The 14,676-nt window shown below is 71.2% G+C and carries 11 protein-coding genes; 7 read left to right on the forward strand and 4 right to left on the reverse strand.

Features of this window, described 5'->3' with window-relative positions:
• From GQ466_RS16995 to GQ466_RS17005, 3 genes are all read right to left on the reverse strand, one after another.
• On the reverse strand, window positions 1–1,533 hold the full coding sequence (locus GQ466_RS16995) for a zinc-binding metallopeptidase family protein (protein WP_161103776.1): 1,533 nt from the start codon (window positions 1,531–1,533) through the stop codon (window positions 1–3).
• A gap of 9 nt (window positions 1,534–1,542) precedes the next feature.
• Window positions 1,543–2,379 (reverse strand): SGNH/GDSL hydrolase family protein, encoded by an 837-nt coding sequence (locus GQ466_RS17000; RefSeq protein ID WP_161103777.1) that lies wholly within the window; start codon window positions 2,377–2,379, stop codon window positions 1,543–1,545.
• Window positions 2,380–2,469: 90 nt separating this feature from the next.
• Window positions 2,470–2,979 carry a helix-turn-helix transcriptional regulator gene (locus tag GQ466_RS17005; RefSeq protein ID WP_161103778.1) on the reverse strand — a complete coding sequence of 170 codons (510 nt, stop codon included), beginning with the start codon at window positions 2,977–2,979 and terminating at the stop codon, window positions 2,470–2,472.
• Window positions 2,980–3,132: 153 nt separating this feature from the next.
• On the opposite strand from GQ466_RS17005, the gene GQ466_RS17010 reads away from it, so the two are divergent.
• Window positions 3,133–4,560 (forward strand): glycoside hydrolase, encoded by a 1,428-nt coding sequence (locus GQ466_RS17010; RefSeq protein ID WP_161103779.1) that lies wholly within the window; start codon window positions 3,133–3,135, stop codon window positions 4,558–4,560.
• Window positions 4,561–4,606: 46 nt separating this feature from the next.
• Here the strand turns inward: GQ466_RS17010 and GQ466_RS17015 are convergent, their stop codons facing one another.
• Complete coding sequence (locus tag GQ466_RS17015; RefSeq protein WP_161103780.1) at window positions 4,607–5,092, reverse strand: carboxymuconolactone decarboxylase family protein; 486 nt, start codon at window positions 5,090–5,092, stop codon at window positions 4,607–4,609.
• A gap of 216 nt (window positions 5,093–5,308) precedes the next feature.
• Here GQ466_RS17015 and GQ466_RS17020 point away from each other — a divergent pair, with 216 nt between their 5' ends.
• The 6 genes from GQ466_RS17020 to GQ466_RS17045 form a co-directional block, all read left to right on the forward strand.
• Window positions 5,309–6,229, forward strand: coding sequence for an RNA polymerase sigma-70 factor (locus tag GQ466_RS17020; protein ID WP_237417887.1), 921 nt, complete (start codon window positions 5,309–5,311; stop codon window positions 6,227–6,229).
• A gap of 382 nt (window positions 6,230–6,611) precedes the next feature.
• Window positions 6,612–7,478, forward strand: a complete 867-nt coding sequence (locus tag GQ466_RS17025) for an alpha/beta fold hydrolase (RefSeq protein ID WP_161103782.1) — start codon at window positions 6,612–6,614, stop codon at window positions 7,476–7,478.
• 24 nt (window positions 7,479–7,502) lie between these two features.
• Window positions 7,503–9,146 (forward strand): PHA/PHB synthase family protein, encoded by a 1,644-nt coding sequence (locus GQ466_RS17030; protein WP_161103783.1) that lies wholly within the window; start codon window positions 7,503–7,505, stop codon window positions 9,144–9,146.
• Window positions 9,147–9,187: 41 nt separating this feature from the next.
• Window positions 9,188–10,711: a GMC oxidoreductase gene (locus GQ466_RS17035; RefSeq protein WP_161103784.1), complete on the forward strand. Its 1,524-nt coding sequence runs from the start codon at window positions 9,188–9,190 to the stop codon at window positions 10,709–10,711.
• A gap of 142 nt (window positions 10,712–10,853) precedes the next feature.
• Complete coding sequence (locus GQ466_RS17040; protein ID WP_161103785.1) at window positions 10,854–12,251, forward strand: alpha/beta hydrolase; 1,398 nt, start codon at window positions 10,854–10,856, stop codon at window positions 12,249–12,251.
• Window positions 12,248–14,676: tetratricopeptide repeat protein (locus GQ466_RS17045; protein WP_161103786.1), on the forward strand; the 2,429-nt coding region annotated here is incomplete at its 3' end. The genes GQ466_RS17040 and GQ466_RS17045, both read left to right, overlap by 4 nt.

Below are 14,676 nucleotides of genomic sequence, written 5' to 3' on the forward strand. Positions count from 1 at the left end.
CTAGGTGAGCAGGCCGATGCAGCGGAGGAGGTCCTTGAGCGCGGCCGGGTCGTCGATGCGGCGCCTGTCCAGGTCGGTCCGGGGGACGCGGGTCAGTTCGAGGACCGCGTCGGTGAACGCGACGGCCTGGCGGCGGATCGCGCGGGTGTCCACGAAGCGCATCGTCGGCATCCCGGCGTTCAGCAGGTACGCCGGGCCGCTGATGAGCTGGAGCGACGGCAGGCCCGCGATCCGCCACAGGCCCTCGCCGTCGCCCGGCCACCAGAACCCGCTCGGCGACTCGCCGCGCGTGTCGGGCAGGAACGGCCGCAGGACGCGCGCGTCGCCCATGCGCGACCGCAGGTGCGCGCGGGTCGCCGCGCCGATCACGGCGGGGTGCGGGGACGTGAAGCAGATCGTCGTCTCGTGGCCGGGGCCGATGCGGAACCGTCCGTCGGGGCCGGGCAGCCACGGGCGCGCGCCGAGGTGTTCCAGGCTCATGCCGGCCACGGTCCGCGCGATGAGCCCGTCCTTGTGACGGCGTAGAAACGTGTCGGTACCGATCGTCCCGGCCATGTGCCCGGTGCTCAGCACGACGAGCACGGACCTGGGCAGTTCCTCGCGCGGGATGCGGGCGAGGTACTGGGCCATCGCGAGGATCGCTTCGGGGCCGTTCTCCTCCAGCCCGTTGGTGCCGTCGGTGTGCGACTGCACCATGACCAGTTCGTCGGACGCGCCCGGGATGATCCCGTACAGGTTGGGCGTCGTGATCTGCTGGACCGCCGCCTCCAGCCGAAGCCGCGCGCTCGCACCGTCCCGCGCCGCCGCCGCGAGCCGCGCCCCGGCGTCGCGGTCGACGAGCAACGACGGGATGCCCCTGTTGATCCCGTCGTAGGGCAGGTACTGGCCGCGCGCGACCTCGGCGGGCAGGTCCAGGACGACGATCAGCCCGACCGCCCCCGCGGCCTTGTGGTCGTCCATCGCCTGTACGGCCGACATCCCGCCGAACCACGGCCGGTCGTACACCTCCAGCGGGTCGTAGCCCGGCGCGTGCCGCGGCCCGCCGGGGGCGTTCCAGTCGATCAGGTCCAGCAGCAGGTACGGGAGCTGCGGCGGACGCACCGTGACCAGCCCGATCGTGCCGCGCTTCGGCGTCGTGGACAGCGGCGCGGTCACGCCGTCCGGGCCGGTGCTCCCCGAGTACGGGACGTACCAGGAGACGTCGACGGCGCCCCCGCCGACGACGTCCAGCCCCCAGCCGGACGGCTCCCAACGCGCCAGCGGCACCGGGTCCGTCCGGACCCGCCTCATCCCGACCCGCTCCATCCGCTCGCCGAGCCGGTCGACGTACCCGTGGTGCGCGCGGCTGCCGGTGGCGCGCAGGCCGACGGCGTCCACGGCCTCCTGCCAGGCGTGGATCTGCTGCCACGGCATGAATTGGGCGTCCCCGGTCAGTGGGGCGTCCGGCCAGGTCGCGGCGCGGGCGGACGGCGCGAACCGGCTCCCGGCCAGCGCCGCAGCGCCGCCGACCAGTAACTGCCGCCGTCCGAACATCGCGCCTCCCTAGAGGACCGCGCGGAAGGCGCCGGCCATGCGGCGGTAGCCCTCCGTCGTCGCGTGGCCGTCGTTGTCGGTGCACTGGGACGTCCAGGCGCAGATCCGCGCGACGTTGACCGGGAGGTCGCCGTACGGGTCGAGCGTCACGTTGGTCCCGAAGTCGTGGGTCTGGAAGGTCTCGTTGACGTCGGCGACGCGGAAGCCGGCGACCGCGGCGGCGGCGCGCTGGACGAAGTTGAAGACGTCCAGCAGCGGCACGGACGCCACTGCGGTGAGCCGGTCGCCCTTGACCCAGGACGCCAGGCCCGGGTCGTAGTAGGTCATGGACGCGTAGCGCGGGGTCTCGCCGCCCGCCTCTTTCAGCCTGCCGGTGATGGACGGCAGTTCGGTGAGGAGCGCGGCGGCCCCGCGCAGCCCGCACGCGACGTCCCCGTCCAGCAGGCAGGCGGTGTTGTTGACGCCGATGCTCAGGGTCACGTACGTCACGCGTCCGGGGTGCGCCTTGAGGAACGCGAGCGCCGCGTTGAGCTGGGATCCCTCGCGGTAGGTGCAGATCCCGCCCTGGATCATCGTGGTGGTGGTCTCGCCCGCGCAGCCGAGTTTCACCAGTTTCAGCCCGGGCTGCTCGGCTTCCAGCGCGGTGTGCAGCACGTCGACGTAGCCCTCGTCGGTCGGGCCTTTCCCGTGCTGGAATCCGACCGCGCCCGAGTCGCCGAGCGCCAGGTAGTACGTGGGCTCGGCGGCGTGCGCCGGCACGGCGCCGGACGCCGCCAGCGCGGCCAGGCCGCAGACGCTCAGGGCGCGCTTGAGCAGGGCCGTTCCATCAACCGTTGCGCGACGCATGGGACGCTCCCCGGGGACGATAGTCCATTTTGGACTATCGTCACCGTAGAGACCGCCTCCGGCACCGTCAAGGCCCCGGTGGCGCGCCCGTCAGGAGGGCGCCTGCTCCAACGCGTCCCGCCAGAGCCCGACCATCATTCGCTCGTACCGGATCCCGAACTCCAGCGCGTGCCGCTGCCCCGGCGTCAACTGGTCGCCGACCAGGCGGGCGAGTTCCTCGTACTCCGCGAGGGTCCTCCCGTGCGCGGCGATCTGCGCGGGCGCGTGCTCCCGGGGGCTCCCGCCGAGCCACATCTTCAACATGCCGCGCTCGCGCGCCTCGACCGGCGTCACGACGGTGTCCGCGAGCCATTCCCGCAGGGCGTCGCGTCCGGCGTCCGTGAGCCGCATGACGCGCCGCTGCCGCCCCTTGCCCTCCTGCTCCTGCTCCAGCAGCCCGGCCTCGACCAGCCGGTCGCACAGCGCGTACACCTGCGCGTGCGGAACCTGCCAGAACGGCGCCACCGTGCGTCCGGCCTCCACCTTCACGTCGTACGGACTCGCCGATCCCAGCAGGTTGACGACGCCGAGCACCAAATAGGCGGATGGGGTGAGGTTCACCCTCCGAAGATAACGCCGTCCGCGCCGTCCGCCCTGGTCGCGGGCGGGGACGGCGTCCGGCGGGTCCAATCTTCGGCAAAGCCCACGGCGAGCAGCCGATACGACGAGGCTTGGGCGACTAGACAAGTGAATCGGACGAACGGGAGCCTGGCCGTGCCCGAACGTGTGGTGGACCCGCACTCTGTGTCGTTCCCCTGGGACGGGTGGGGCGTCTGCCTGTCCTGGTGGGCGGGCACCGAACTGGGCCGGCGCGACGACCTCGCCCGCGCGCTGTTCGGCCGGGGCCCCGCGCGGGTGCGGCTCGCCGACCGGGACGTCACGCTTCCCGGGCTGGGCCTCACGGTCGTCCGGTACAACCTGGGCGCCTGCACCTGGCCGCGTCCCGGCGACGGCCCGGCGAGGATGGTCGAATCGCCCCGGATCGTGCGCCGCAAGCAGATCGAGGCCCCCTGGCGCGGCACGGACTGGAACTGGGCCGCCGACGCGAACCAGCGCGCCATGCTCCGGAAGGCCCGCGCCATCGGCGCGGACCGCTTCGAGATGTTCTCGGTGTCGCCGCCGTGGTGGATGACCGTGAACGGGAACCCGTCCGGGGCTGAACGACCCGACCAGGACAACCTGTCTCCCGCGCACCGCGAGACGTACGCGCGCTACATCGCCGCCGTCGCACGCCACGCCCGCGACCACTGGAACGTGCACTTCGCTTCGGTGGAGCCGTTCAACGAGCCGTCGTTGCAGGCATGGCACGCGAGCCAGAACCAGGAAGGCTGCCACTTCACCGTGGACGCGCAGGCGGCCGTCCTCACCCCGCTGCGCCGCGCGCTGGACGCCCGGGGCCTCCACGACGTCCGGATCGCCGCCTCCGATGAATGCTTCTACTCCCAGGCGACGAACACCTGGCGCGACCTCCCCGCGGACGTCCGCCGCCTCATCGGACGCGTCAACGTCCACGGCTACGAACGCGACGACGACTCCGTCGGCCGCGCGGCCCTGCGCACCGCGATCGGCGCGACCACGCCCCTCTGGCAGAGCGAGTACTGCGACGGCGAACCCGCCGGACTCAGGACCGCCCTGAACATCGGCCGCGACCTGCGGAGCCTGCGCCCCCGCGCCTGGGTCTACTGGCAACCGGTCGACGGTCTCGGCTGGGGCCTGCTCACCGGCGCCTACGACGACACGACCCCGAACCCGACCGGCGGCGCTCCGGGCACGCTCCGCGCGGAGGTCACCGAAGTCAACGCGAAGTACTACGTCCTAGCCCAGTACACGCGGCACATCAGACCAGGAATGCACATCCTCGACTCCGGCCATCCGGACACCGTCGCGGCCTACGACGTCCCCGCCCGCCGCCTCACGCTCGTCACCGCGAACAGCGCCGTCGCCCGCACCGTGACCTACGACTTGCGCCGTTTCGCCCGCGCAGAGGGACGCGTCCGCGTCTGGGCCACCGACGCGACCGACGACGTCCCCGCCCGCGCCTACACCCGCGAGCGCGACGCCCCGATCGCCGACCGGCTCCTCACCCTGACCCACGCACCGAACACGGTCACGACGATGGAGGCCGACGACGTCGAACCCTGACCGGGGGACCGACCCCGGATCGGGTGATCCGGGGCCGGTCCGCCGGTCAGTTGGCGAGGGCGGCGAACTGACCCGGCTGGTAGGAGCCGCCCGGGTTCCGCACGATCACGTTGAGACGGTTGTTGGCGTTGATCACGGCGATCAGGGAGACCAGGGCGGCGATCTGGTCGTCGTCGTAGTGCTCGCGCACCCGGGCCCAGGTCTCGTCGGACACACCGCCGGACGCGTCGGCGATCCGGGTCCCCTCCTCGGTGAGCGCCAGCGCGGCCCGCTCGGCGTCGGTGAACACCGTCGACTCGCGCCAGGCGGCGACCAGGTGCAGCCGGGTCGCGTCCTCTCCGGCGGCCGTGGCGTCCTTGGTGTGGTAGTCGACGCAGAAACCGCAGCCGTTGATCTGGCTGGCCCGCAGCATCACCAGGTTCTGGGTGCTCTCGGGCAGCGGAGACTGGATGATCGCCAGCGCGACGTTGTAGATCCGCTTGGCGATCTTGGCGCCGAGCGCGTTGGTCATCAGGTCGAAACGGGGTTCCATGACAGTCTCCTCACTCTGGGGACCGCGCGATCGTTCGCGCGGCGTTCCCGAATCCGCGACGCTGTCGTCGTGGGTCGACCAAGAGATGCCGACGACCCGGATCTTGTGACGGCACGGCCCTGTGACCTATGCCACCGGACTCGGGTGTCACGCGGCGGCGCGGACCGGTGTCCTGTGCGCATGGGACGATCGAGGTCGAACGGGCAGGAGCCGACGATGAGCGAAGGCGGCGAGCCGGCCGCGCCACGCGGCTCCGGCGGGATGGACGCCGCCACCCGGGTGTTCGCGGCCCACCGGAACCTGCTCTTCACCGTCGCCTACGAGATGCTCGGCTCGGCCGCCGACGCCGAGGACGCTCTGCAGGAGACCTGGCTGCGGTGGATCGGCGTCGACCTCGACACCGTGCGGGACCAGCGCGCGTACCTGGTCAGGATCACGACCCGGCAGGCGCTGAACCGGCTGCGCACGCTCAGCCGCCGCAAGGAGTCCTACTTCGGGCCCTGGCTGCCCGAGCCGCTGCTGACCACGCCCGACGTGGCCGAGGACGTCGAGCTGGCCGACAGCGTCTCGATGGCCGTGCTCCTGGTGCTGGAGACGCTCACCCCGATCGAGCGCGTCGTGTTCGTGCTGCGCGACGTGTTCGACGTGGCCTACGAGGAGATCGCCCAGGCCGTCGGCAAGAGCCAGGCCACGGTCCGCCAGATCGCCCACCGGGCGCGGTCGCACGTCGCCGCGCGCCGCCCGCTCGACGTCGTCTCCGCGACCGAGACCCGCAGCGCGCTCGAAGCCTTCCAGCACGCAGTCGCCACGGGCGATCTACAGAGCCTGCTCGACATCCTCGCGCCGGACGTCGTCTTCCTCGGCGACGGCGGAGGCATCCGGCAGGCCGCGCCGGCGCCCATCGTGGGAGCCGACCAGGTGGCCCCCATCGCGGCGAGCCTGCGGAGGTACGGCGCCGCGATGTCCCTGCACCCGGCGCAGGTCAACGGCTGCCCCGCCCTGATCCTCCGGCTCGACGGCGAGATCGACACCGTCATCGCCGTCCGCGTCGAGCGCGGCCTCATCACCGGCCTCTACGCCGTGCGCAACCCCGAGAAGCTGTCGCGCGTCGAGCAGGAGACCAGCCTGCGGCGCTGAGCCGACTCGGCGCCCGCGTCCGCCGACGTGATCGGCCGGGCCGCGCCCTGTGCTCGGGAACACGTGAAAGACCTTCCGGCGCCGTCGCCGGGCCGCACGCGCGCCTCGGCGGTGTAGGCGCGGACCGCCCGCGACTTCGGCTGCAATACGCGCCGAGGCGTCGATAGGTGCGCAAGGAGATCGTTCCACGCCAGTTATCTGACTCATTTCCTTCGCATTGTCAAGAAATGGGTGGAAGGTATATGGTGTGATCATCAACCGCGCACCACTTCGGATTCAGCGCGACCCGTGACCACGGACGATGTCGTTCGCAAATGGACTCATCGAGATCCGAATAATTTCGGCGCCACCGAATCGAAGGTCGGTCATGAGAAATAGTGACATGCCCGCGCGACGGGTGATCGTTCAAGGTGTCTCCACGTACTATCTGGACGAGGGCGAAGGCCCGGTCGTCCTGCTCGTGCACGGGAACGCGAGCAGCGCGCGCGACTGGTGGCCGTTCGCGGAATCGCTGGCGACGACGAACCGGGTCGTCGCGGTGTCCTTGCCCGGCTACGGGGAGACCAGTCCGGTCGGCGACCTGCGGCCGGACCGGTTCGTGTCCTTCATCGCCGCGTTCCTGGACGTCCTGGGCATCGACAGCGTCATGGCCGTGGGCCATTCCTACGGCGGTCTGCTCGTGGCCGAACTGGCGCTCGCCCATCCCGAGCGGGTGACGCGCCTGGCGATGCTCGACTCGGCCGGGCTCGGCCGGGCGGTGAACCCGCTGCTCGTCGCCGAGTCGTTCATCCCCGTCCCGGTCGCCGAGGTGCTGATCACGGCGCTGCTCCTGCCCGGCGGCTCGGTCCTGAGGGTGCTCGGCGGCGCGCTGCAACTGCAGCGGCCGTGGCGTCTTCCCAAGAGCTTCTGGGTCCGGCAACTGCGCCTCAGCCATTCCCGGACGTTCCTGCAGACGTCCTTCGACGCCGTCCGCATCGGTGTGGGCCTCCGCGGTCAGCGCTTCGACGTCCACAAACGCCTCGGTGAAATCGACGTCCCCGCGCTGGTCATATGGGGGGTCTCGGACCAGCTATTCCCTGTCTGGCAGGGAGTGCTCGCCGCCAAGAAGCTCCCGCACGGCCGCTTCGGACTGATCATCGCGGCGTCGCACGTCTCGTTCATCGACAGCCCCGCGGAAGTCATGAACTTCCTCGGCCCGTTCCTCCGGGACGACCTCGCCGTCGTCGAGGACGCCGCTCCCGCTCAATGACCCCAGCACGCCGGAAGGATGCCGATGTTCAAAGAGGATCCCGCCCGCCAACCGGCTCCGACCAATGTCGCACGACGCCTGCTGGACGCCGACCTCCGTTTCGTGGGAGGCCTCCTGCGGACCGTCGGGGCGACCGTGGGGGCCGGGCCGGGACATCCGGCCGCGAGCCCCGTCGCGGTCGAGCCCGGCGACCGGCGCTTCACCGACCCCGCATGGAACGACAACGCGTACTTCCACCTGCTGCAACAGGTGTACCTGCTCGGCGCGCGGCTGACGCTGGAGTCGGTGGACGCCCTCCCGCTCGGCGACCATGACCGTCAGGTCGCGCGCTTCCTCGCCCGGCAGGTGATCGACGCCGGGGCCCCGACCAACGTCCTGCCCGGCAACCCCGCCGCGCTCCGGACCGCGTGGCGGACGCGCGGGCGCAGCCTCGTCCGCGGCGCGGGCGCCTTCCTCGGCGACCTGGCCGCCGGCCGCATGCTGCCCAAAGCCGTGGCCGACGAGGACTTCGTGGTCGGCCGCGACCTCGCGACGTCGCCGGGACGCGTCGTCTTCCGCAACCACCTCATGGAACTGCTCCAGTACGAGCCGCGGACCGAGACCGTCCATACGACACCGATGCTGGTGAGCCCGCCGTGGGTCAACAAGTACTACGTCCTGGACCTGTCGCCCGGACGCAGCGTGGTCGAATGGCTCGTCGACCACGGTCACACGGTCTTCGTCGTCAGCTACCGCAACCCCGACGCGTCCCTGCGCGACGTCGGCTTCGACGACTACCTGCGCGACGGACTGCTCACCGCGATCGGCGTCATCGAGGACATCACCGGCCAGGACGAGGTCAACGTCGCCGGCGCGTGCCTGGGCGGCCTGCTGGCCCTGATGCTGACGGCCTGGCTCGCCGACGACGCGAGCCCGCGCGTCGGCTCGGTCACGCTGGTCAACACCCTCGTCGACTTCTCCGACATCACGGAGTTCGTGGAGTCCAGCGTGGCGGGCAAGGTGTACGAGCACGTCGTGGTCGACCTCATCGAGCGCGCCACCGGGCGCCGGGGCTACCTGGACGGCCGCCGCGTCGACGACTTCTTCCGCTTCCTGCGGGCCAACGAGCTGGTGTGGCGCTCCACCGGCTCGAACTGGCTGATGGGACGCCGGCCGCCGAGCCTGGACATCCTGACCTGGAGTTCCGACGGGATGAACATCCCGCACCGCGCGCAGCGGTACTTCATGCGGGAGATCTTCCTGCGCAACGACTTCGCCCGGGGACGGGCCGTCCTCGCCGGCCGGACGCTGAGCCCAAAGAAGATCACCCAGGACGTGTTCGTCGCCGCGGCGCGCAAGGACCACATCGTCCCCTGGGAGTCCGCCTACCGCACCACCGCCCTGCTGCCGGGAGCGGTCCGGTTCTTCCTCTCCGCCGGCGGCCACGTCGCCGGAGCGCTGGCCCCGCCGGGGCCCAAAGCCCGGTACTGGACGAGCGAACCTCCCTTCGCGCCGAACCCGCAGACCTGGCTCGCCACGGCCACCGAGCACCGTCAGGGCTGGTGGGAGTCGTGGGCGGACTGGCTCGCCGACCGTTCCGGGCCGCGGCGCCCCCCGCCGCCGATGGGCAGCGACCGGTACCCGCCCGGCGAGCCGGCGCCCGGAACCTACGTCCTGCAGAAGATCTAGGTCCGTCCCGCGACACCGGACGGCCCGGAAGGGAACCGACCATGCCGAAATCCGAGCAGCGTCCCCCCGCTGACCGCGAGGAGAGCCACCGCGTCGTCATCATCGGGGCGGGCGTCGGCGGCAGCGTCACCGCGTTCCGGCTCGCCCGCGCCGGGATCGACAACGTCGTCCTGGAACGCGGCCGTCGCTGGCCCATCACCCCGGAAGGAGGCACCTTCCCCCGGTTCCCGTCCCTGGACCGGCGCCTGCTCTGGCTCCACGGGCGTGCGCCGCGTCCGCCGGGCCCGCGGTGGCTCGCCCGCCTCGTCGAGGGCGCCGACGGGCTGTTCCGTTCCACCGGCCTGCTGGACGCCCTCGTCACCCCGCGGTACGCCGTCGTCTGCGGAGCGGGCGTCGGCGGCGGGACGCTCGTCTACGGCGGGATGCTGCCCCAGCCGCGCGCCGAGGTCTTCCGGCGCGTCTTCCCCGCCGAGATCGACTACGACGAACTCGACCGCACCTACTATCCCCGCGCCCGCCGCCGCCTGCGGGGGACCGCGTTCCCCGACGACCTCCTCGCCCACCCCCGCTACCGGTCCAACGGCCTCTGGCGGGACGCCCTGGAAGGCTCGGGGCTCGCGACGGAGCAGGTCGTCTCCACCTACGACTTCGACGTCGTCCGGGCCGAACTCGACGGCACCGCCACACCTTCGGTCACCGTCGGACAGTACTTCTTCACCGGCTGCGACAGCGGCGCGAAGCTCAGCGTCGACCGCACCTACCTGGCCCGCGCGGAGGAGACCGGCCGGACGACGGTGCGACCTCTGCACAACGTCCTCGACATCGCGCAACGCCGCGACGGCAAGTACCTGGTCACCGTCGAACGGCTCGACACCGCCGGAACGCCGCAGGAACGGATCGCGCTGACCTGCGACCGGCTCGTCGTCGCGGCGGGCGGCGTCCACACGCCGCGCCTGCTGGTCACCGCCCGCGAGACCGGCGCCCTGCCCGACCTGAACGCGGCGGTGGGCCGCCAGTGGGGCACGAACGGCGACCAGCTTCCGATCATCCGAACCAACGACGAACCGACCGGCGCGCCCCAGGCGGGCCCGCCGAACGTGCTGGCCCGCAACGGCGACGGCGACATGCTGGTGACCCACGGCGGACTCCCGTTCCCCTTCGAGACGCAGCTGCTGCTCTGCGCCGGAGTCGGCGTCTCCGACCGCTTCGGGCACTGGAGCTACTCCGCGTCCGAAAAACGCACCCGCCTCAACTGGGAACCGAGCAACGACGCCACCGCCCAGCGCGCCGTCACCGACCTTCTACGCCCCATCAAGGCGCAGCTCCCGTCCGGCGCGAAATCGGTCAATCCGACGGCCGTGTACCCCCTGATCCTGCACCCCCTCGGCGGCGCCGCGATCGGCAAGGCCACGGACGAGTACGGCCGACTGCACGGCTACCGCGGGCTCTACTGCCTGGACTCCGCCCTGATGCCCGGCTCCACCGGCGCCGCCAACCCCGTCCTGACCATCACGGCGATCGTCGAACGCTGCCTGGACCACCTCATGGACGAGTTCACCGCCTGAGCGCGTTCCCTTGATCGCCCGGGCCGGGGTCGGTGGCCAGGTACGGCAAGTGCCCCGCACGGGACCGCACCGACGGTTAGCGTGATTCGTCCGACGTGCGGGCGCGGCCGCCGGTTGGGGCGGGCCGGGAAACGGGGCGCTCGTGGCGCGCTTGAAACATGTAGTGATCGTCGTTCCGGGTATCGGCGGCAGTGTGCTGCGGGGGCCGGACGGCCGGGTCGTCTGGGGCGGCGGCCTCAGCTCGACCGCCCGGTCGCTGGCGTGGCCGAAGCGGCTCGACCTGGCAGCGCCGCTGGAACCCGTGGGCCTGCTGCCGTCCATCAGCGTCGTCGGCCCGCTGGCGGTGCCCGGCTATGACCGGCTGCTGTGCCTGATCAAGAACGCGTTCGATCACGTCCGCGTGGACGTCGCGGCACCGGGCGCGCCGCGCGATCCGCGCGCCGACGTCGTCCTGTTCCCGTACGACTTCCGGCGGGGCGTGAAGGCGGCGGCCGAGCGGCTGGCCGTCGAGGTCCGGGACCGGCTGGGGCCGTCCGGCGACGCGGCCCGGCGGGTGATCGTCGTCGGCCATTCCCTGGGCGGGCTGGTCGCGCGGTACTGGCTGGGGCCGATGGGCGGGGCCGCGTACTGCCGGGCGCTCATCACGGTGGGTACACCGCACCGCGGCGCGCCGAAAGCCCTGGCGTGGCTGATGAACGGCGTCAAGGTGGGGGCTCTGCCGTTCCGGCGAGCGACCGCGACGCTGCGGGACTGGCCCGCGGCCTTCGACCTGCTGCCCTTCTACCCGGTGGTCCGCGGACCGGACGGAACGACCAGCTTCCCCAACGAGCTCGAGTGGGCCGACGCCGCGTGGGCGAAGCGGGCGGACGAGGCGCGTCGCATGCACGAGGAGATCGAGGCGTCGTGGGACGGGTTCGCGGATCTGCCGCCGCGCGCCGTCCCCGAGGTCGGCGCGATCTTCGCCCGGGGCCACACGACATTCGGCCGGGCGGAGCTGTCGCCGACGGGGCTGACCTTCGCCAAGGCCGACGCTGAGTGGATGCCCAACGCGGGCTGGCTCGGCGACGGCACGGTCCCGGCCTGCTCGGCGATCCCGCTGGACCTGGACGAGCGCCGGACCGCGTGGCAGGCGGTGGGCGAGCGGCATCTGCCGATGGCGTCCACGTCCGCGATCGTGGAATCGCTGCGGAACTTTTCCGGCGACTCCCTGCGGCCGACGCGGGGGGACGCTCCGGAACGTCCCTGGCTCGGGCTCGATCTGGACGAGACGGTCACGGCCGGGCAGCCCTTCCTGGTGAGCGCCAAGCTTCTCGGGGCCGAGCCGACCGATGACACCGTGGTCGAGGCCCGGATCAAAGAACCGGGCGGCGGTCCCGCAGCGAAGATCCGTTGCGTCTTCGCGGACGGGACGTGGTCCGCGACGGTCCCGCCGCGTCCGGCGGGCGTCTATGAGGTGTCGGTGACGGCGGCCCTGGGGTCGGGCACCGGGCAGATCCGGGTCTCCGACGTCGTCGGAGTCGTCGAAGGGGAGCACGAATGAGCGCATGGCCGCGGTGGTCCCGTCAGAACGCGCCGGGAATGCTGGCCGCCTACGTGCAGCGGCGCGTCACCCCCCGGCTGCTGCCCGCCGACCAGGCGTCCCGCCTGCCTGGCCCCGGCGAGGGCCCGCCCCTGGAGCGGGCACGCCGCATCTACGAGCTGTTCGCCGAGCGGGAGATCCGCTACGTCCTGGAAGACCCGGCCAGCGAACCAGGTCGGCAGGTGATCCGCCCTCCGGACGAAGTGCTGCGGCTGCGGCGGCACGCCACCTGCCTCGACATCGCGGTGACGTTCGCCGGGACGTGCCTGGACGCCGGGCTGCATCCCCTGATCGTGCTCATGGACCCGGCCGGGGCCCCGGGATCCGCGCACGCTCTCGTGGTGGTGTGGCTGGGCGGCAACTGGGAGCAGCCCCGGGGGCACGCGGACTACCCGCTGCACGACGTGCTTCACCACGCCGCGCCCGACGCGGTGATCGACGACCTGTGCGCGTCCGAACGCGAGACCGGCGCGTTCATCGCCGTCGACGTCACCAGGGCGGCCCACGGCTACCTGGACGGCTCTCCCCGATCGTGGGCGGACGCGCTGGCGGCCGGCGCGAAGATGGTGACCGGCGAGCAATGGGCTTGGGGCCTCGGGGTCGACGTGGGCCTGGACTCCAGGGATCCGCTGCCGATGCCGCGGTGGCCGACGATGGAACCCCTGACCCCGCCCTACCAGCCGACGCCCGGCGCCGGTCCGCTGGCCCAGATCTCGGCCCGCTACGGAAAGATTCCGTTCTACGCCCGCGACGACCTCGACCTGCTCATGGACTGGTGCGAGGCCCCCGGTCCCGCCGCCGAGACCAGGATCGCGATCGTTCACGGCCTTGGCGGGGCGGGCAAGACCCACCTGGCGGCCGAACTTGCCGCTCGCATGGCCAAGGCCGGCTGGTACACCGGGTTCCTGCTCCGCAATCCCGCAGACGACCAGCTCGAATGGCTCGCCCGCGTCGCGGCGCCCGTCCTGGTGGTCGTGGACTACGCCGAGGCCGCCAAGACGACGCAGATCATCGACCTGCTCCGCGTCGTGCACGAACGCGAACTGCCGATCTGCGTCGTGCTCACTGCGAGGGCCGTCGGCGACTGGTGGAACGAGGTCGCCAGAGAAACCGCGCGTGACGGCGTCCGGTACTCCCTGCTGGACCGGCTCCTGGAACCCGCCCACCCACGAACCACCGGCGTTTTCCGGGCTACTCTGCGCGCGTTCGCGCCTGAGAAGAACGCGTACGCGCCACTGCCCGAAGCACCGCGTCCGGTCACCTGGACGACGCTGGACCTCGTCCTGCTCGGCTGGCTCGCCGCTCACGGCGATCCCGATCTCCCGGCCGAGCCGGCGGAGATTTACGAACGGGTACTCGATCACGAATTCAGTTACTGGCGCGACACTTGGGACAAGGAGTTCGGACTCAAGCCATCCCCGAAAACCCTTCGTTCGATAGGGGCCGGCATCTCCCTTGTCGCGCCGAACGAAGATCGCGTCCCCAACCTCCTGGAGAAGATATTCGGTATACAAAATCAGGTTGAACGAGACAAGGTCGCCGACCTCCTCTCGCATCTGCTGCCGACAAGCCGGGAGGACGGATCGATCACCATCCATCCGGACCCCGTCTCCGGCCACCTCATCGTGACGGCGATGAGCAAGGACAAGGGTTTGTTCGCCGCATCGGTGACAAACAGTACGGCGACAGAGTTGGCGAATATTTGCGACGCGATCTCCCGTGCCGAACAGAATGATAGACAAAAGGCGGTAGAACTGGCGCGGGCAGCGCTCGATATCCGATCCGACATGTGGCCACAAGCATTGATGCTTACGCTCGCCAAAGGTGGGCCTTTTGTGACCGCGCTGGAGGAACTTGCCGAAGCCGATGACACACCACTTCCATTGCAGGACCTGGCGGAACTAATTCCCGTCGGCCACAGTACGCTGCGCGGTCTCGCATTGATCGCCACCCAACACATCGCCTCTCCAAGTGAGAGCGATGCCATTCAAGAAATGGCGGAACGCGCCAACTGGCTGAACAACTTGTCGAACCGGCAGTCTGATACGGGCGACCGCGCGGGGGCGCTGGCCAGTATCGAGGAAGCAGTCCAGATCCGACGGACGCTGGCTGACGCCAACCCGGCCGCGTTCCTCCCCGACCTCGCCGGCTCGCTGAACAATCTGTCGAATCAGCAGGCCAATACCGGTGACCGTGCGGGGGCGCTGGCCAGTATTGAGGAAGCCACGAGCCTCTACCGGACGCTGGCTGACGCCAACCCGGCCGCGTTCCTTCCCAACCTCGCCACGTCGCTGAACAACCTGTCGAACCAGCAGGCCAATACCGGTGACCGTGCGGGGGCGCTGGCCAGTATTGAGGAAGCCACGAGCCTCTACCGGACGCTGGC

The organism is Actinomadura rayongensis (assembly GCF_009831215.1).
GTDB classification, from domain to species: Bacteria; Actinomycetota; Actinomycetes; order Streptosporangiales; family Streptosporangiaceae; genus Spirillospora; species Spirillospora rayongensis.